The sequence below is a fragment of the Segatella sp. genome (assembly GCF_977051555.1).
Window position 1 is genome coordinate 18,939 of the sequence record NZ_CDRSSE010000005.1, and the last position, 19,529, is coordinate 38,467.

Sequence of the window (19,529 nt, forward strand, 5' to 3'; positions counted from 1 at the left end):
CGTAGTACACTCTTCCTTATGTACTCTCGCTGCAAAGATACGCTTTTCTTTCGTAACTTCCAAGAAATTAACAAAAAAAGTTTTTGTGAGTGGTGGGGGAGAGGGAGATAATAAAAAAAAGTGCAACGCCCGATGGGGGCATTGCACTTTCTTAAAATATAGTTTGATTGAATTTATTTAATCCAACGTGGGTCACCTGCTGTGCCATACTTGTCTACATAGGCATCCTGGAGGTAGAACTCATTCTTTGCAGGGTTAGTAAATACTTCTGTACCCTTGGCACCGATAGCATCACCAATCTTACCATTGCTCCATGTACATTCGCTTGTAAAGTAAGTATTTGTACATGTTACCTTCTTGGTAGATACAGCCTTCATTGCAATAGCAGAATCCCAACCCAAGAGACATGACTCGAATACTGGTACAGGGTTCTTTGAATTCAGGTTAATGAAATTCTTGCCTGCTATACCGCAGTTCCAGAATGTACAGTTGGTGAATGTCATGGCAATATCATTTTGCTGCGCATTTACAATACATCCATCTGCTTCTACATTTGCAATTGTAGAATTAGTTATCTTGATACTCTTGACGCAGTTGTCATTTGTAATCTTAGAGTTTACAATACCAAAGCTACCAATGTTGTTGATAACGCAATCATTGATGTTAACTGCATCTGTCTGCTTGGTATAACCATTGAATCTGACAACGCCACGTGTATTGCTGATATTACATTTTTCCAATTCGATAGAACCGATATTGCCTGCTTCTGCATCTGGTGTGATAACGTAATCGTTATCTGTTCCTGCGTTCTTCAAACTTATGTTCTTGAACTTAACAATACCCTTGTCACCTTCCAGTTTTACAACTTTTACTGTCCACTCAGGCTTGTTGTTTCCTTCAGCACCCCAGAAGTAGATGTTCTTGATGTTTGAAGGAACTGTTGTTGAACCTTCGTCAATCTTAGCACCCTGTGGGAAGATAATGAAAACGTCGCTCTGTGTTGCACTTGACAGGAGGTCAGCGATGGTAGTGTTTGCATCCCAGTTGAGATATTCGTAATTCTCTGGCAACTCCTCTGTAGTGCGGAACTTTAATTCGCCACGTTTCTTATCACCGGCAAAAACTCTTACAGTGTAGCTGTAGTTAGCCTTTAAACCTTTGATATTGTAAGATTTTTCTGTAGCTAAATCTGCACCATTTACATCAACAGAACCTTCTTCAGCTTCCTCTCCATTACTTACATGATACCATGCGATGCGGGTTACATTGCTGAGGTCTTTATTATCGCCGAATTCTACTAATGCACTTTTGGCTTTAGGAGTAACTTTAGAGATAATCTGCTCAGCCTTTGTTGTAAAGCTCTTATCTTCGAGATATACCCACTTTGAAGTCTTACCCTCATCATTCATACTGCGAAGGCGCAGATAGTAAGTAGTTTCTGCTTCCAAACCATCAATAGTAGCTGGTGTGGTAGTCAGGGTTGCAGTCTTACTGTTTGCAGCTGTACCCAACTCCATTTCGTCATTGAGCTCTTCTGTACTGTATTCTACCTGATAACTGGTAGTATTAGGCGTTTTGTCGAATGTAATTTCGGCAGAGTTCTCGTCAGGGCTTACGCTTAGACTTGTTGTATGGAACAGACGGTCAAATGATGAGTCTACATCCCAATCGTTCTGGTCAGCGCAAGAACTGATAGAAACTGCACCCAGGAGCATGAATGCTCCTGAAAGTGCTATGTTTGTTATTTTATTGAGTTTCATCTTTCTAGTCTTTTATGTTTAGAAACCATAAGAGTTTTGAATCATATTGCGAGAGTCAGCAATAGTAGATGTTGCGATAGGTAACAAATAGCGGTTCTTGACAGTAGTGTTAAGACCTGCACTGATATATGGCAACTTCTTCAAGAGGTTCTCCTGCTTCTTGTTCTCATTGCCTGCTCCCCACCAGTTTGCGCTCTTGTAGCCGCTAGTGCTTGATGGAGCAGCATACCAGCATACAGTATTCATGTCAATGCTGATGTTACCTTCTTCATCTTTGATTTCCTTATAGTACAACTTGTCAGGATATTCATTGATTTCTTCCTGATACTTTGCCTTGAACTCGTCAATCTTGGAACTCAGGATATTCCAACGCTCCAAGTCGAACTTGCGGACACCTTCACCTGTGAATTCCCATGCATTCTCATCAACGATGGCATTGAAGAATCCTTCTTTGTCTGTTGGCAAGTTGTTGACATAATCCTGAGCAGCAGACTTAGCATTCTCTGCAAATGCACGGGTATGAACCTGAGCCAATGCCTGACGTGCAGTCAAACCAGCTCCGCCTGTAGCGTCATCTGGTCCGCCATTCAACTCGTTAATACACTCTGCATAGTTAAGCAATACCTGAGAATAGCGCATCTTGATTTCGTTGATACCGGTAGGTACCTTTTCTGTACTAGCACAAGCTGCATCGCGCCAGTCCTCAGCCATCTTACGAACATCCCATTTACCGATATACAACTCGAATGGTTTGTTGCTGTCAAATGTTTCCTTGGTCAAACCACCGTTGTTCTTGATCTGATAAGGTACACATGTGATATCGCGGCGGGTATCCTTCTTGTCGAATGACCAGAACAAAGGAGCGGTAGTCTTGATCTTACCAGATGAGTTACCCTTAGGACCATATTTGTTGGTCTTTGCTTCAACGCGTACACCTACAGTATAACCACGCTCACCACTCTTGTTCAATCCCATAGGAATTTCGAAGAGGTTTTCCTGATACTGAGTATCCAGTTTGCGCTGGTTTACAAGATACCATTCGTTTTCAAAGCTTGGGTTCAATTTGTGAACGCCGCTGTTGATAACTTCATTGAGATTCTGCAGGGCAATCTTGTAGAACTTGGTACGGTCAGCCGCAGCAGGACGCTGTGTAGGGTAGGTTGGATCGCTGTTTTCAGCTGCGGTCTCGTAACCCTCTTTTGCAGTCTCACGGATAGCCCAGCCTGCACGCTGCATGGCAATCTGTGCGCAGAGAGCATGAGCATAACCCTTAGTTACGTGCTCTGTGGTATAACCATGAGTACCTGCCCATGGTAAGATTTCGGCTGCGTTCTGAAGGTCTGTTATCAGACTCTCCATGATGACGTCACGGTCTGTCTTGCCAATGAATGCATTGTTCAAACTTGGGTCTGTACGATCTGTCTTGAAAGGAACATCACCGAAGTTTTTAACCAGGTCATAGTAACACATGGCGCGAATAACAAGAGCTTCTGCCTTGTACTGTTTCATGCTTGTTGCATCAGAACCCTTTGCTTCTGCATACTTACCATGGTCTACACCATAGACGATGTTGTTGCAGTTTTCAATGATCTGATACATCATGTCCCATGCGTCAGTAATCTTTGACCATCCACCTGCTACAGCATTATAGTTCATAACACCGCGCTCACTTGAGGTCTGGGTAGAAGCGCTGGCATCTATACCATCAATGATTTCGCAGTCACTATTTGCTGTTACAGTGAAAGCCATCACCTGGGCGTATGCTGCATCTTCAGTCAACTGACCATATACCTTATTCAGGGCGAGACCTGTATAATAAGGTGAGTCGAACACATCTGTTCTGTCGTGCTCTGATGGAGAGGTCTGGTCGAGGAAGTCATTACATGAAGTAGCTCCGATGATAAGACCGCCCATCAATATTGATTTGATAATATTTGTTTTCATTGTTTATATCCTCCTTGCGATTAGAATGAAACGTTGACACCGAATACGAAGAGGCGGCTCTTTGGATAAGCTGCATAATCGATGCCTGGGCACATTGGGTTCTTCTTGCTGCTTACGTCAGTTTCTGGGTCAGAACCAGAGTAACTTGTAATGGTAAGCAAGTTGTAACCTGTAACGTAGAAACGCACATTGCTCAAGTACAACTTGTTGACCAGGGCCTTAGGAAGGGTATAGCCAAGTGTTACGTTCTGGATGCGGAGGAATGAAGCGTCCTCTACAGCGTAATCCATCAATGACATGGTTCCAACTACTGCTGGATTCCAGGTATTTGCACCCTGATTCATCTCGTTGAGGCGAGTAATCGCAGCTTCCTGTGTACCATATGCTGCAATAGCATCATCTGATCCTGGGTTGGTTGCAATGTTGATACCTGTGTTGAGATCAAGACCTGTATAACGGCCAGTAAAGTCGTTGTTCAGGTTGTAACCCTTACGAGAACCCCAGTTGAAGCAAGAAGCCAACTTAGTACCATTCACAATCTTATTACCGAATGAGTAGTTGCAGAATACAGATGCGTCAAAACCGTGGAAGGTTGCATTAATACCAAAACCACCCTGCCATGGAGCTACTGTATTGCCAAGGCGCTTCTTAACGGCATTGCCATCCTCATCTGTTTCGAGTTTGATAGCACCTGGTATCAATTTGCCGCCGATGGTCTTATAGCTGTTGTCCTTAATGCCATCACGCAAAGCCCACTGCTTACCATTCCAGATAAGTTCACCATTTGGATTTGTTGTCTCATCGTATGCTGTATAGAAACCATTATACTTGTAGCCATATATTTCACCCAAGCGGCCGCCTTCTACAACCTTGAAGTTTTCTCCATCATTGAATGTTGAACCGGCCCACTTGTAGTTCTGATACTCAGATGTGGTGTTCAGCTTGTCGATGTGGTTGCGGTTGTAAGAGATGTTGGCATTCACAGTCAAAGTGAAGTTCTTCTTCTCAATTGCATTATAATTAACAGCGAACTCAAAACCCTTGTTTGAAGTCTGACCAAAGTTCTGATACTGGTAGTTGTAGCCTGAAACGGATGTGATAGGTACCTGCATCAACAAGTCCTTGGTAGTGTTCCAGTACAAATCGATAGTACCATTAATCTTGCCGTTAAAGAAACCATAGTCGATACCGAAGTCACGGGTAACGGTAGTTTCCCATTTCAAATCAGGGTTGTAAAGCTTGCTCATATCGAGAATGGTAGAAGACAACTCTCCGAAGTATGGAATCTTGTCTGTAGCTGTTCCCAATGCATATGTTGGGTCGATAAGACCAGAGCTGATACGGTTGTTACCAGCTGTACCATATGAGAGACGAAGCTTCAGGTTTGACAACCAGTCTTGAGTATTCTTCATGAACTTCTCATCGCTCATTCGCCAAGCGAAAGCTGCTGATGGGAAGTAACCCCAACGGTTGCCCTTGGCAAACTTAGATGATGCATCGGCACGAAGTGTAGCTGTAAAGAGATACTTTTCGTTGATGGTATAGTTTAAACGACCGAAGAAAGAGAACATGTTGTCTTTTCTTGCTATATTATTTGAGTTTGCCAATGCTGTACCAGAGTTCTGGTTAGCAAGTGCTTCCTTAAGATCGAATGAGGTTGGGAAAGCTACAGTTGTAGATGTATATGTCTCATCCTGTGAGCTAGACCACTCCTGACCCAAGAGAAAGTTCACCTTATCTTTCTTAAAGAAGATACCCTTGTTGTCGTAAGTGAAGGTGTTGGCGTTACGCCAGTTCTTGTTGTCCTTGCGGTCAATCTCTGTCTGAGGCATACCTGCATAACCGAACTTAGAGTTACGGCTTGCCTTTGTACCCCATGCCTGCTCGGTTTTGGCGAAGGTCCAGCCATAACCAAACTCAGAGCGGAAGGTAACATGTTTCCAAGGCTTCCAGTTCAAACCGAGGTTGTAGTTCTGACGGAATGTGCGCTGCTGCTTGTAAGTATCAAGCATACGCTCATATGGACTAGCCTCATAGCTAGAACTTGAATCGTCATCATCTTCAAGACCTGCTGTGATTGGATCGATTGGGCGGAAAATGACAGTACGTGCAACGATAGAATTAGCAGCGTTGCTCTCGTTGGTGTCTGCACCAGAACCGAGACCATTCACCTTCTGATAGCTCAAACGGGCATTGAAGTCAAGGGTAAACCATTTGTTGAGCTTAGAATTCAACTTAGCATTGATATTATCCTTGCTATAATCAGACCCCATCATGATGCTCTTGTCGTTGGTGCGGGCATAGCTGACGTTGAATTTGGTATCCTTAGAACCTCCACTGATACCTACATTGTAAATCTGCTGCAAACCAGTACGTCCAAAGAGGTCGTCCTGAAAATCGTTGCCCTTTACAGATTTCCAGATGTCGAGGTCGTCATAACTTCCATAAGCTGAAGTCTCACCCAACTCATACTGGTATTTAGCATACTCGTATGGGTTAAGAACAGCAACTTCCTTGATGAGTTTTCTTACACCTACAGATGCACCAAAGTTAACTTGAACCTTACCTTCCTTACCACTCTTGGTAGTAACGATGATAACACCATTGGCACCACGGGCACCATAGATGGCAGTAGAAGAGGCATCCTTCAATACGTCGATAGTCTCGATGTCGCTAGGAGCAATATCGCTGATAGAATTTACTGGGAAACCATCAACGATGTAGAGAGGAGAGTTGTCCTGAGAAAGAGAACCACCACCACGCACACGGATTTTTACATCAGCATCAGGTGAACCTTCTGTCTGCATAACAGAGACACCGGCCATTTTACCCTGGATAGCCTGTGCAGCACTTGATACTGGCACATTGGCAATATCCTTTGCTGATACAGAAGCCACAGAACCGGTAAGGTCCTTCTTCTTCATCGTACCATAACCGATTACTACGACATCGTTGAGGGTGGTGTTGTCATCCTCAAGCTTTACATCGATTGATTCTTTACCTGCAACGCTTACTTCCTTAGCTTTCATACCAATGTATGAAATCTTCAGTTTCTTGCTCTTGCCTTTTAAGTTTACTGTGAAGTTACCGTCAATGTCGGTCACGCCACCATTGCCAGCTACACCTACCTCCATGACAGATGCGCCGATGATTGGCTCGCCCGTATTGTCAGTAACAACGCCTTTTACTGTTTGTGCAGATACACTTGTTACTACGAACATCAGTGCGCCCGCCAAAGCAATTTTCTTTTTTCTAAAATTACCAGACATACACTTTAGGTTTAGATAAAACTTATTCTAAATTACTAATTTTCTAATGTTTTTGAAATGTTTTTAAGTAGAATCCCAGTCCTGAGCAGTTGCTTTATCATGGCAGTTCCTCTTGGCTCCCGAAGGCTCCGAGGAGGGCAACCTGAATGCGTAGCGTTAGCTAAGTCCCGGTTTTCTTGCTGCAAAATTAGATAAAAAATATGAGAATCTAGGTATGTTTGGGGTAAAAAATTACGTAAACGTTTACAGATTTTTGCGTAAATACTCTGTTTTTTACATTTCGACGGTCTGTTTTCTCAGTTCCCGTTTCTGCTGTTTCAGAAGCTGAGGGAACAAAAAAAGTGCAATATCCGGCACCCTTCTAAAAGAAGATGGGGATATTGCACTCCGAATGTTATCTGTCAATCTAATTACTTATGGTCTCAGCTTCTTTACTTTACGATGACCTTGCTTGTCTTCTTGCTGCCATCTGCCAGGGTCTTCACAATGATGTTGATCCCCTTCTGAAGATTTGAGAGCTGGGTGCCGTCGGCTGCATAGATGGCGGTCTTGATGACTGCTGCATCTGTAGCTGAGGCGATGTTGCGGATACCGGTGCTTACTGAATTGGCTGTTGCACCGAAACCACCCATCTGGTTGGCTGCACGTACGGTGAATGAACCCTTCTCGCCGTTGAGGTTTACTGACTTCTCTGTGGTCAGGGCAAAGAACTTGCCGTCTTTTGCTACGAGATACATCTGGGCATCACCGGTCCATGAAAGCTTGTCGTTGCTCAATGTAGCCGCTGTCGCTGTGGTCTGAGAAGCGAGGTCGGCAGGCTTCCAGTTGGTAAATACCTTGTCGAGGCTGAACTCGGCTGCTTTCTCTGCTGTGATGATGGTGTTGTACTCGCTTACTTCCTTATCCTTGGTAAACTTCACGATGTTCTCGGCTGGAGAAATCACCTTACCGTCCTCATCAAGTGTGTTGTACTCGAAGAAGTTCTTGGCAACTACGTTCATACCACCTGTTGACCAGCGGGTAGAAGCAATCTTGGCTGCTGCATTCTTGTCGAGAATGGTGTTGAGGAAAGCACAGTTGGCTGTACCGCCCCAAGAGCGACCGAAAGTAAAGCTGTCTGTAGCTGAACCTACAATCTTGCAGCCGTCGAATACGTAACCATACTTGGTGCCGTCTGTATAAGGGGCAGTAATGTATGAACCTTTACCTGGTTCCAATGTGAGTGTACACTTGTTGAAGAATGCATCACCACCGCCGCAGATGAAGTCTACGATTCCGTGGATATCTGAACCTTCGAAGTAGTACTGACCATTATTATTGTTGCTGTAGTAAGTGTCCTGATAAGAAAGCATCTTCACATTCTTGCAGATGGTCTGTGTACCCTTGTCTTGGAGGCAGACTGCACGACCGGTACTGTTGTTGAATGGATATGCATTCTTCAGTGTGAGATCCTGCATGTAGAGACCTGTACTTGTGTTATACAATGTTGCAGTTACGCCGATACCTTCTACCTCTGGCTTGTTGACGATGATGGTGTTGTCCATGCTCTCGCCGATGATAGAGATGTTGCTACCGCTGATAGTGGTAAGACACTTGTCGCCGAGGTCGTATGTGCCGTTAGGCAAGAAGATGTATGTACGGGCAGCGTTGGCTGCTGCATTGTTGCCGTTTGCAATTTCGAGGGCTGTGATGAAGCTCTGTGCATCGCCAGCCTTAACCTCCATCCAGTTGCCGTTCTGTGTGTAAGCAGGAGTTGTCAGGTTTACGATGCTGAGGTTGTGGATGTAAGTATCAGCATCGAAGGTGATGGTATACTCACCGCTCTCGGTAGATCCGTTCTGGAGAATGCCGAGGTTGCCGTCCTTTGTTGCCTTTGCATCAATAGAGCTTACTTCATTTCCCTGAGGGTCGAGGAGGGTAATCTTGCCTGACTTAGAATACTGGCAGAGATTCATCTTGATGTAACCCTTGCCGCCCATCTTAACCTTGAGCTTGTCGGTAGCTTCGAAACTCCAGCCGTGTGTGGTATCATGCCACTTGCCGTTGCCTTCTACTGAGATAGCCTCGTGGTCGTTGATGTCGAAACCTTCCTTCTGGAAGTCGTAGTCGTAACGGGCTGTTCCGTTTACGGTCTCAATATCTGTAACGAGTGCATAGAGCTGAGCATCTGCTGTGATAACAGAAGAGGTAGTGAACTTCTTGCTGTCTTTCTTCTGGTTGCTGGCCCAGCCACGGAATTTCTTACCTTCGGCTACGGTTACCTTTTCTTCCATGCCTTCTGCAAATTTTTCGATGTTTGCATCCTGCTCCACCTTCTGGGTTCCGAGCACTGTTGTGCCGTCTATATTATAATAGGTGAGGGTGAAGTCTGGCTTGAAACCTACGGTGAGCTCGTAAGTTACTTCATCTCCCTTAGATTCTACAACGATGGTTACCACAGTCTTCTGGTCTGCACCTTCGCCGGTGGTAGTGTATGTTGTGCTCTTGATGGTTCCGTTTGCAGCAACGAGATCTTTCAGCGGATTGGTCTCGCTGATGAGGTTTGCCTTCTTTGAAACGAGGAGGGTAGCGAGCTGCTTGCCTGATGCGTCTTCATTGAAGATGTCAACGGCTGAATACTTGGTGCCGTTGAGGCTGAAAGCGCCGAGCATTGGAGTCTTGCTCATATCTACATTTCCGTAGATGGCGAGGTCGGTAACGTAAGCGTTCTGGTTGAGGGCGAAGTTTTCGAACTTGATCTGGCAGTTGGTGCGGTTTACGTCGAGTGTCAGATCTTCACCGCTTGCGGTTACAATTGATACATTGTGGATGGTTACCCAGTCAGCATCGCCGTCGCCCTTTACAGATACTTTGATACCTCGTGTGCCACCTGTAGCTGCCTGATGGAGCATAATCTTTGTGATGCTAGACAATGGAGAGGTTACTGCGCTTGGTTCTGCATCCTTGTATTGGTTTGTATACTTAGCAGTAATCATATATCCTGTACGGTCGGAGAACTTAGCCTGATTTCCCTGAGGGTCAACACCCACTCCATTGAATGTAAAGGTAAATGCCTCCTTGCTGTAAAGGGTTTTGAGATTTACCACTACGCCCGTAGCTTTTGTGTTGTCAATTTTTTCCCAGTTGGTGAAGTCGGTAGTGTAGAGTGCCTTCTCCTGGATGGCGCTTACGTGTACCACCTTAACCTGATAGAGGTAGCAGCCGCCTGTAGCAACAACTTCTACATATCCCTTAGCCACTTCGGCTGATGTTGCGTTGTATTCTGTTACGTCTTCAGTAGCAGCCTTTCCGCCTACGGTGAGGTTGTGGTAGTTTGGGTAACTTGTTACGGTTACAACATCATTTGCTGATTTTACTGGAATCTGCAGGATGGTTCCTGCGTTAAACTGTGCATCAGATGTTCTGCCCTTCAACTTACCTTGTGTAGCGTTTACGTGCATAGTGATGCCTTCTACGGTAGAAGCGAGGTCGCCCTCCTTACCTTGAAAGTTAGCTGCAGTGTTGATACCTTCAGGAAGATTGTTCTGAAAGTCCCAAACAGCAGTGACATTTTGTGCCTTTGCAATAAAAGCAAAGACAAGCAGCAGGCTGAGAAGCCCAAATCTGAGTAGATTCTTTTTCATTTGTTTGCCTTTTAGGTTGTTATACTTATTATTTTCTCTTTCTATCTTTAAGATTGTAAGTGCAAAATTACACTTATTATTTCTATTTAAGAACTTTTTGTTGCGAATTTGTCTCAAAAGCTACGCAATCGTTTTCGTACATTTCCGCCTTTTTATCTCTCTTTGCCAAATGAGAATTAAGTCGTATTTTTGCAGGCAAAAACAAACTACTAAACTTTAGTAAGGTATATAGAGGGTGCTTTCATTTCTTGATAAGTGAAAGTTAAGTTATTTGATTTTTTCTTTGGTTAATTCAGATTTTCTTTGTAATTTAGCCGCGCAAAACGTAAAGCATGTAGGAATATGGTAAAAATAGTAAATAAATATCCTGTAGGAATTCAGACTTTTGAAGAAATTCGCGAGAAAGGTTATCTCTATGTAGATAAGACCAAATACATCGTGGATTTCAGAGAAAAAGGTATGAAGTATGTCTTTCTGAGTCGTCCAAGACGATTCGGAAAGTCGCTTTTTGCCTCTACTCTTCAAGCTTATTTCGAGGGTAGAAAGGAACTCTTCAAGGGATTGGCAATAGCTGATTATGAGAAGGAATGGGTGAAGCATCCTGTGCTTCATTTTGATATGAGCGGTGCCAAGCACTTTGATGCTGATGCCTTGAACAGTTATCTGAATCTACAGCTTTTGCCCTATGAAAAGCTATACGGTAAGGGAGAAGGTGAAAAATATCCTAATGAAAGACTGGATGGTATCGTAAAGCGTGCTTATGAACAAACGGGCGAAAAGGCGGTTGTCATCATCGATGAATATGATGCCCCATTGCTGGATGTGGTACATGAGAAGGAGAACCTGCAGCCCCTCCGCCGCATCATGCAGAACTTCTACAGTCCTCTGAAAAAGCTCGACCCATATCTGGAGTTTACCTTCATTACGGGTATCACCAAGTTCTCGCAGCTCAGCATCTTCAGCGAGCTGAATAACCTAGACAATATCAGCATGTTCGACCAGTATTCGGCTATCTGCGGTATCAGCAAGAAGGAACTTACCACTCAGATGAAACCGGATATAGAGGCATTGGGAGAAGACCTGGGTATGACGTATGAGGAGTGCCTGGCAGAGCTGACAAGATTCTACGACGGCTATCATTTCAGTAAGAAATCTGAAGATGTATTCAATCCGTTCAGCCTGGTAAAGGCACTGAATGCACGGGATATTGCTCCTTACTGGTTTGGCTCGGGTACGCCGACTTATCTTATCAAGACGCTGCAGAAGTATCACGTCAATGTGATGGATATTGAGAAGAAATCATGTGATGTGGATGACTTTGATGTTTCGCCGGAAATGATGACTTCTGCGCTTCCATTGCTCTATCAGAGTGGTTATCTCACCATCAAGAAGTATAACCCGATGCTGCATCGTTATACACTGGAATATCCTAACAGGGAGGTAAAGATAGGTATGCTCAAGAGTCTTGCACCTAACTATCTTTCACCAATATCTTTGGATAATAACAGCTTGGTAGGTGATTTCCTGGAAATGCTTTATGATGGAGATGTAGAGGGAGCAATGATTCGATTGAAAGCGTATCTTGCCAGCATCTCCAACCGTTTGAGCAATAAGAACGAACGGGATTTCCAGACGGTGTTCTATCTGATCTTCAACCTGATGGGCGCCCATATGAGGGTAGAGGAGGATAGTGCAATAGGCAGGGCTGATGCCGTTGTGTATATGCCTGATGCTGTATTTGTTTTCGAGTTGAAGTATGATGGTTCTGCCGAAGAAGCAATCAAACAGATAGATGAAAAGGGATATCTGATTCCATATTCTTCTGATGGTAAACGCTTGTTCAAAATTGGTGTTAATTACGATAGTAATCAGCGGACAATTAGTGATTGGAAGATAAAGGAAGGATAAATACTGTACTTTAGTATATAGTTTTGCAACGGGCTGAAGGGGCTGCTGTCTCTTCAGCCCGTTTGATGTCTGCTAGTTAAAACTCTCTTATATTCTGATACTCGACGTTTGGATTTACGTAATCGTTTTCGTAGTTTAAGCTCATTTTGGTTCACATTTTTCCGAGATTCTCAAAATGATTTGCTAAATTTGCCAGCGAAATAAACTGGTAAATGAATCAAACTAAAATAAAGTTATTCAACAACTAATTAATAATATATAAACTTAAAATTAAACGATTATGAAGAAATTCTTTACTCTTATTGCAGCCGTAGCTTTGGCTGCTAGTGTTAATGCGCAGACAACTTTGATTGATTATCCAACTTCTCAGTCAGGTATAACCCTTCATAATGTTGACGAACAGATTTCGTTTGCAACAGTGAAAATTCATACTAATAAAGATGCGGTGCCTTGCATTAAGATAGGAAAAAGCTTTAGTGCAAATGACCTTGTTGTTGATAACTTTGTTGAGTTGACAACAGAAGGTGGATTTAAAAAGGGTGATGTAATTACTGTTTCAGGTGTGTTTAATAATTCAGATAACACAAAAAAAGCTGCTGTTGCTTTCTTCACTGGTGAAGTTGGTGAAAAGGCAAAAACTTATCATACGACGGAACAGTTTATCAATAGTAAACTTGTGGCAGATGATCCTGCAGAGGAGCAAATTACGTTGACGGAAGACATGCCTAGCGTGAAGTTTGGAAGAAGTGGTAATACTGGTGCTTGTGTAGTAAAGGTCACAGTTGTACGTGGTGGTACTGGCACTGGCATTTCTTCAGTAAACGCTGCCGCAGCCAAGAATGATGGTAAGACATACAACCTCGCTGGTCAGGAGGTTTCTTCTTCTACAAAGGGCTTGATTATCAAGAACGGTAAGAAGTATGTAAAGTAACAGATTGTGTAAACAGATAAAACAAAAAGGGCATTCCCAAACGAGGGGATGCCCTTTTGTTTTATAAGAAGTTTTTGTTTTATTCCTTTATTACCTTATCCACTACGGTCTTTCCGTTCTGGAACAACATCTTGCGGATGTTGATTCCTTTTTGAGGAGCAGAAAGGAGGGTGCCGTTGAGGCTGTAATACTTTACTTCGGCTACTTCACTGGGATTGGAGGTGATGATCTGTGAGATACCTGTAGGATTCTTCCATGCAGGATAGTATTCATCTACCTTGTTCTCGGCATCAGCATTGCCCTGTTTCATGATGTCCTCAACCAGCGAATTGGCGTAGACCTCAAGGTTGGTGTAGTAACCCTTGCTGTCGAGTGAGTAGGTGAGGGCATCTGAGGCATCGTTTGGATTTAAGCCGTTGGCAGTCTCCCATGCATCTGGGATTCCGTCATTATCTGTGTCGAAGTCGGCAGGACGAGAGCCTTTTCCGAAGTTTGACTCGGTGTAGCCGTTTACATCTGATACCTTGTCGATGATGCCAGGTGATTTGGTAATACTTCCCTTGTACTTGGCTGTACCTGTCTTTGCTTCTTCCATGTAGCGGGCATCAATCTCATCGCGGTAGAGTGAGGCTCCGCTGTATGTCAGTACTTTACTGAATGCTTCGGCAGCAGAGTGGGTGGTAACCTCTCCTGTTGGAGCAGGAGCGTCCATCTTGATCTTGACACAAGACTTGCCGCTGATGGTTACATGGGCAACATTGTCACCATAAAAGTTTTTGGCATCCGGACTGTAGTATTCTCCGTTCTGGCTTGGAATGCCTTTGTCGTAGCTGATACCTTTCCAATCCTGATTCTTGGTAACAGAACCCTTGGTGGTTTCGGTGGTGTTTCCGTTGATGAAGTAACGGCTGGTCATGTCGTATAACTCAGGATGATCCTCGTCAGAATTACTTTTGTTAGATAAGGTAACCAGAGTGATACGTTCCTGGCTGCCACGTTCCTTTCCGGTGCTTACATCTACCTTGAGCCCATTCAGAGTAGTTTCTTTAAGTCCCTGGCTTGGACCTGCCTTGTAGTAATTGTTCACGATGTTGATCTGTCCACCGCCTGGACCTCCGTAGCAGGTACCTTGCGCATTGTACATCACGCAGTTGCGGAAGTCTACGTTTTCAGCCTGCACGGTATTCTTCCACTTATAGGTAGCGTAATCCTTGTTGCTGGTGTAGCCTGTCCATCCGTATCTTGCACCATTAAATCGTGGACCGCGGTTCATGAGATGACCTACGAAGTTGTGGTGGAAGCTGGCGAGCTTACCGCCCCAGATGCCTCCGTAACCATGTGCTCCCTTAGAGTGACCCGGATTGGTGAGACTCTCGGCAACGGTACACCACTGCATGGTGAAATTGTTGTTGTCGTAGAACGAAGCCACCTCGTCGATGCTCCAACTGAAGGAACAGTGGTCGAAGATGATGCCGGTCTTGTTGCGCTGCCAGGAAGCATCCGCTCCGTCATTGATGTCCTTCTCTTCACCTCGGCGAATGCGGAGGAAACGGATGATGTTGTTACTGCCCGGTTGAACGGTGTAATATCTGAGGGTAATGCCCGGAGATGGAGCAGTCTGTCCGAGAATGGTGATGTTGTCACCCATCTTGAGATCAGACTTAAGGGCGATGACGCCAGCCACATCGAAGACGATGATTCTTTTACCCGACTTGACAGCCTCTCTGAAAGAACCCGTTCCGCTGTCGTTGAGGTTAGTTACGTGTACTACTTTTCCGCCTCTTCCGCCCGTTACGTATCTTCCGTGACCTTCTGCGCCCGGGAAGGCTGGTGCTTGTGCCAAAGCAGCAGCACTCATAAGCGCTGCTGCCATACTTGTTAATATCTTCTTGTTATTCATTTTAAAAATGATGTATTCAAATCTTAGCAGTTTACTTATTCAGCCCCTGCATTTCCATTTCCAGACTAGCCCAGATGAAAGGACCTACGCCCTTGGCATCATTGTCGCGGATAGGCTCGCTCATGTAATAGTCGAAGCTTCCGTCGCGCTTGAAGTTTGGCTTCTTGACGTATGGACCAGGGCCAGGACCGAGTCCGCTTACAGCACAGCAGCGGGTAAGGCTGATGGTCTTGTCAGGATTTACCTGGATGAAGTTGTTCAGGATTCCCTCATAAGCCTTGATACCTGCTTCCTGGTATTCCTTGCCGAGGTATCCCTTGCGGTAACCCTTGAGGAGAACATAGGCAAACATGCTTGAAGCGGTGCTCTCGAGGTAGTTGCGAGGATCCTTTACATCCATCACGTCGTACCATACGCCCGTCTTCTTATCCTGATATTTCACCACGCTCTTCATTGCCTTATTTAATAAGGTGATGATTTCACCGCGGCGAGCATAATCTTCAGGCATGGCATCAAGGCATTCGGTCATCGCCATGACGTACCATCCGAGGGCTCTTGCCCAGGTATGCTGGCTCTTTCCGTCTTCCTTGTTTGCCCAGAACTGGCTGTGGGTCTCGTCCCATGCATGCTTCCAGAGCTGGGTCTTCTCATCGTAGGTACGCAGGTCGGTCTTCACAATCTGGTCTACCGCATCGTCGAGAATCTTCTTCGCCTTCTTAGGCTTGAGGTTCTGAACGGCGTAGTTGCAGTAGAATGGCAGCCCCATGAAGATGCCGTCGAGCCATACCTGGTTGGCGTAGATTGCCTTGTGCCAGTAAACACCTTCCTTGGTGCGAGGCTGGTTCTGGAGCTGCTTGAAGAGCGTCTTCAGTGCCAGTTCGCTGCTCTTGCTAGGGAAGAGGTTGTGCATGCGGAGGATGAACTTCGCTGTGCGCACATTGTCGAGGTTGAAGTCCTCATATTTGTAGCCTGTGATGTTTCCCTTTTCGTCAATCATCTTGGCTGGATATTCTTTCAGGTAGTTGATGATTGCCTCGTTGTTGGCTTCGGCATCAGCTCCCTTGAAGGTGCTCTTTCCGCCTTTGTAATGGAGGTAGGTGTCGAGCATACCTTCCATCTCAATGCCCATTACGTAGCTCCACTTTGGCTTCTTGCTGAAGTCGAGCAGGTAAGACTGAGGCACGCGCTGCATCTCGCTGTGAGTGAGCCACTCTGAGTAGGTCTGGTAAGGACGGTCTTCCTTGTTGAGAACCAGTGAACCGTTGATGATGAGGTTGTCGAACTTCACATCGCGTGTCTTGCCGGTAACCTTGGTAGGCTGCTTGATGACACCGTCGAACTTACAGTTCTTTACATGGATGTCGTATACGTTTTCTACCTTGTTTCCACCGATGATGAGCACACCGTAGTTGCTCTTCTGGCAGGTAACATCTTCCATGCTCACGTTGCGCACGGTAGGTTCAAATCCGCGGTAGCAAGCCTCTCTTGGCTCATAGTCGAGGTTGATTTTGAGCACGGCTTCCTTACACTGTCCTACGGTAACCTTGCGCATGTGGATGTTTTGGATGAGTCCGCCGCGGCAGTTGTTGGTCTTGATGCGGAGGATGCGCTCCAGATGAGGAGAGTCCATCTCGCAGTTTTCGGCGTATACATTCTCGCATCCGCCTGAAATCTCAGAACCGATGACTACGCCACCGTGTCCGTCTTCCATGCGACAGTTGCGGATGATGATATTCTTAGATGGTTTATTCCAGAGACGACCGTCGTTGTTTCGTCCGCTCTTGATGGCGATGCAGTCGTCGCCGGTGTGGAAGATACAGTTCTGAATGAGTACATTCTCGCATGCCTCAGGGTCGCATCCGTCTCCGTTAGGGCCTTCGTTCCAAACGGTTACGCCGTCTACCGTGATGTCCTTGCAGAGCAGAGGGTGCATCACCCAGAAAGGCGAATTGATCATCTTTACGTCCTTGATGAGGATGCGCTCAGAGCGTACGAAGTTGACGAGCTGAGGGCGGAGACCCTGTCCCATACCGAACTTGCGCTCATCAAAAGGCACACCATCTTCTGCCATTTTCTGCAGTCTGGCGCGGGAGCCCATCTTCTGGTGTTCCTTGGTTACGCCCTCCTTGTATCCGAAGTAAGGATTGCCGTTCCACTGCCACCATGTATCATTGTTGCCGCCTCCGTCGATGGTACCTTTACCGGTAATGGCGATGTCGGAAACCTTGTAGGCGTAGATGCATGGAGAGTAGTTCCAGCATGCCAATCCTTCCCATGCGGTGCGAACCAGCGGATAGAGCTTTGGCTCAAAGGCAAACTGCAGTACGGCACCTTCTTCGAGGTTCAGTTCTACGAAGCTCTTCATCTCAATGGCTCCTGTGCGCCAGGTACCCTTCGGGATGACTACAGTACCGCCACCTTTCTTAGAGACGAGGGCGATGAGTTTGTTGATTGCCTTCTGGTTCTGTGCAGCCGAAGCGTTCTGCTTGGCTCCATAGGCAGAAATTACATACTTCTTAGCTGCCTGCTTGATGTTAGGCAACTGTATGCTCTGTTCAATGCGCTGATATTCAGCATCGTTCCATCCTTTATCTGCCCAAGCGCAGGTAGGGATGAGGAGCAGAGCAACGAGTAAGGTCTTAAAGAATTTCTTCATTGTCTTTGTTCTAGTTTTATGATTATTTGTATTTATGAATTCGTTTGTATTGATCTGTTTGTTCGTTTGTCGTTTCTGACGTTTAACACATCGGTGCAAAGATACGAATTTTATTTGTAAAACAGGTGCTGGTAATGTTAAAATTAAATGTTTTTGGAAAAAAGTTTGGTGTTTTGAAAATAAAATGTTACCTTTGCAACGATAATTAACATTATTAACGCAATAAATACTGGGTAGCCTATTGGATAGACATTTACTTAATGAATAAAATAAGATTAAGAAAATGAGTAAACTCAATGAAATGACAGACGAAGAGTTGGCCCTGGCTTATGTCGGGGGCGACAACAGAGCCTTTGACCTCTTGCTTTCACGCAACGAGGTGAAACTGTTCTCTTATATCCTTTTCGTGGTTCACGATGAGGATCTGGCGAATGATATCTTCCAGGAGACATTCGTAAAAGCAATCAGTCGTTTGCATGCTGGCCAGTATTCTTGTTCAGGCAAATTTATTTCGTGGTTAATGCGTATAGCGCATAATGTCATCATCGACGGTTATCGCAGTCAGTGTGTGTTCCGCATGGTTGAACAGGGGAACGACAATGATCTTTCCTGTCTGCGCGGCGAAGAATTCCAGGCGGACTGTGCTGAGCAGGAGATAGTACGCAAACAGGTGCTTCGTGATGTGAAGAAACTGGTAGACTTTCTGCCGGCTCCACAACGCGAGGTGGTTTATATGCGTTATTATCAGGAAATGTCTTTCAAGGAAATTGCTGAGTGTACCAATGTGAGCATCAATACGAGTCTGGGAAGAATGCGTTATGCGCTCCTTAACCTCCGCAAGATGGCTAAGGAGCACAATATCTATCTGAATCTTGATTAGTGGAGTTCTTTCAGAGCATGGATGGTAGCATAAGGATCTGTGCTCTTGAATACATAACTTCCGCTTACCAGCACGTCTACTCCGGCTTTCACCAGTCTTGGAGCAGTTTCTGCCTGCACACCGCCATCTACCTCGATGAGTGCCTGGCTTCCGCTCTCTTTGATGAGCTGGCGCAGACGGCCTATCTTCTTGATGGTGTTCTCGATGAATTTCTGTCCGCCGAAGCCTGGGTTAACGCTCATCAAAAGTACCATGTCTACATCGCAGATGATGTCTTCCAGCACACATACCGGGGTAGAAGGGTTGAGGGTAACTCCTGCCTTCATGCCTGCTGCGTGAATCTGCTGGATGGTGCGGTGAAGATGGGTGCAGGCTTCGTAGTGCACGTTCATCATCATGACACCGAGCTTGGCAGTCTGTTCAATGTAATTTTCCGGGTGCTGAATCATGAAGTGGACGTCGAGGGGCTTGGTGCATACCTTGCTCACGGCTTCAATCACAGGGAATCCGAACGAGATGTTGGGCACGAAGACACCATCCATCACATCGAGGTGGAGCCAGTCGGCTTCACTCTTGTTTATCATCTCGATATCACTCTTCAGGTCAATAAAGTTGGCTGAGAGCAATGAAGGGGATATCATTGTTTTCATCTTTCTTC

Annotated in this window: 10 protein-coding genes; 3 read left to right on the forward strand and 7 right to left on the reverse strand. The window is 45.3% G+C overall.

All coding sequences use genetic code 11. The annotated features are described in order from the left end of the window. Positions 1–173 precede the first annotated feature (173 nt). The 4 genes from ACWJAO_RS01950 to ACWJAO_RS01965 all read right to left on the reverse strand — a co-directional run bounded on the left by ACWJAO_RS01950 (position 174) and on the right by ACWJAO_RS01965 (position 10,596). Positions 174–1,760 (reverse strand): DUF5123 domain-containing protein, encoded by a 1,587-nt coding sequence (locus tag ACWJAO_RS01950; RefSeq protein WP_449139080.1) that lies wholly within the window; start codon positions 1,758–1,760, stop codon positions 174–176. Positions 1,761–1,778: 18 nt separating this feature from the next. After that, the gene (locus ACWJAO_RS01955) at positions 1,779–3,704 is read right to left on the reverse strand and encodes a RagB/SusD family nutrient uptake outer membrane protein (RefSeq protein WP_449139081.1); all 1,926 of its coding nucleotides are present in this window, start codon (positions 3,702–3,704) and stop codon (positions 1,779–1,781) included. A 20-nt stretch (positions 3,705–3,724) separates the two neighbouring features. Beyond that, positions 3,725–6,973, reverse strand: a complete 3,249-nt coding sequence (locus tag ACWJAO_RS01960; RefSeq protein ID WP_449139082.1) for a SusC/RagA family TonB-linked outer membrane protein — start codon at positions 6,971–6,973, stop codon at positions 3,725–3,727. Between the two features lie 431 nt (positions 6,974–7,404). Continuing rightward, positions 7,405–10,596, reverse strand: coding sequence for a pectinesterase family protein (locus ACWJAO_RS01965; RefSeq protein ID WP_449139083.1), 3,192 nt, complete (start codon positions 10,594–10,596; stop codon positions 7,405–7,407). A 342-nt stretch (positions 10,597–10,938) separates the two neighbouring features. Here ACWJAO_RS01965 and ACWJAO_RS01970 point away from each other — a divergent pair, with 342 nt between their 5' ends. Together ACWJAO_RS01970 and ACWJAO_RS01975 are read left to right on the forward strand one after the other, a co-directional pair. After that, positions 10,939–12,504, forward strand: a complete 1,566-nt coding sequence (locus tag ACWJAO_RS01970; protein WP_449139084.1) for an AAA family ATPase — start codon at positions 10,939–10,941, stop codon at positions 12,502–12,504. 280 nt (positions 12,505–12,784) lie between these two features. Beyond that, the gene (locus tag ACWJAO_RS01975) at positions 12,785–13,435 is read left to right on the forward strand and encodes a hypothetical protein (protein WP_449139085.1); all 651 of its coding nucleotides are present in this window, start codon (positions 12,785–12,787) and stop codon (positions 13,433–13,435) included. A 79-nt stretch (positions 13,436–13,514) separates the two neighbouring features. Here the strand turns inward: ACWJAO_RS01975 and ACWJAO_RS01980 are convergent, their stop codons facing one another. Beyond that, the gene (locus tag ACWJAO_RS01980; RefSeq protein WP_449139086.1) at positions 13,515–15,308 is read right to left on the reverse strand and encodes a pectate lyase; all 1,794 of its coding nucleotides are present in this window, start codon (positions 15,306–15,308) and stop codon (positions 13,515–13,517) included. Positions 15,309–15,366: 58 nt separating this feature from the next. Continuing rightward, the gene (locus ACWJAO_RS01985; protein WP_449139087.1) at positions 15,367–17,991 is read right to left on the reverse strand and encodes a glycoside hydrolase family 88 protein; all 2,625 of its coding nucleotides are present in this window, start codon (positions 17,989–17,991) and stop codon (positions 15,367–15,369) included. Positions 17,992–18,274: 283 nt separating this feature from the next. Between ACWJAO_RS01985 and ACWJAO_RS01990 the strand changes: the two genes are divergently transcribed. Further along, the gene (locus tag ACWJAO_RS01990) at positions 18,275–18,871 is read left to right on the forward strand and encodes a sigma-70 family RNA polymerase sigma factor (protein WP_317596053.1); all 597 of its coding nucleotides are present in this window, start codon (positions 18,275–18,277) and stop codon (positions 18,869–18,871) included. On the opposite strand, the gene rpe is transcribed toward ACWJAO_RS01990, so the two are convergent. Continuing rightward, positions 18,868–19,521 (reverse strand): ribulose-phosphate 3-epimerase, encoded by a 654-nt coding sequence (rpe, locus tag ACWJAO_RS01995; RefSeq protein ID WP_449139088.1) that lies wholly within the window; start codon positions 19,519–19,521, stop codon positions 18,868–18,870. The two genes, ACWJAO_RS01990 and rpe, sit on opposite strands and share 4 nt — an antisense overlap. Between the last annotated feature and the right edge of the window lie 8 nt (positions 19,522–19,529).

Excerpts from the sequence above, each read along its gene's own strand:
- ACWJAO_RS01985 (WP_449139087.1), bottom strand. The coding sequence starts at position 17,991 with ATGAAGAAATTCTTTAAGACCTTACTCGTTGCTCTGCTCCTCATCCCT.
- ACWJAO_RS01980 (WP_449139086.1), bottom strand. The coding sequence starts at position 15,308 with ATGGCAGCAGCGCTTATGAGTGCTGCTGCTTTGGCACAAGCACCAGCC.
- ACWJAO_RS01960 (WP_449139082.1), bottom strand. The coding sequence starts at position 6,973 with ATGTCTGGTAATTTTAGAAAAAAGAAAATTGCTTTGGCGGGCGCACTG.
- ACWJAO_RS01965 (WP_449139083.1), bottom strand. The coding sequence starts at position 10,596 with ATGAAAAAGAATCTACTCAGATTTGGGCTTCTCAGCCTGCTGCTTGTC.
- rpe (WP_449139088.1), bottom strand. The coding sequence starts at position 19,521 with ATGAAAACAATGATATCCCCTTCATTGCTCTCAGCCAACTTTATTGAC.
- ACWJAO_RS01950 (WP_449139080.1), bottom strand. The coding sequence starts at position 1,760 with ATGAAACTCAATAAAATAACAAACATAGCACTTTCAGGAGCATTCATG.
- ACWJAO_RS01970 (WP_449139084.1), top strand. The coding sequence starts at position 10,939 with ATGGTAAAAATAGTAAATAAATATCCTGTAGGAATTCAGACTTTTGAA.
- ACWJAO_RS01975 (WP_449139085.1), top strand. The coding sequence starts at position 12,785 with ATGAAGAAATTCTTTACTCTTATTGCAGCCGTAGCTTTGGCTGCTAGT.
- ACWJAO_RS01990 (WP_317596053.1), top strand. The coding sequence starts at position 18,275 with ATGAGTAAACTCAATGAAATGACAGACGAAGAGTTGGCCCTGGCTTAT.
- ACWJAO_RS01955 (WP_449139081.1), bottom strand. The coding sequence starts at position 3,704 with ATGAAAACAAATATTATCAAATCAATATTGATGGGCGGTCTTATCATC.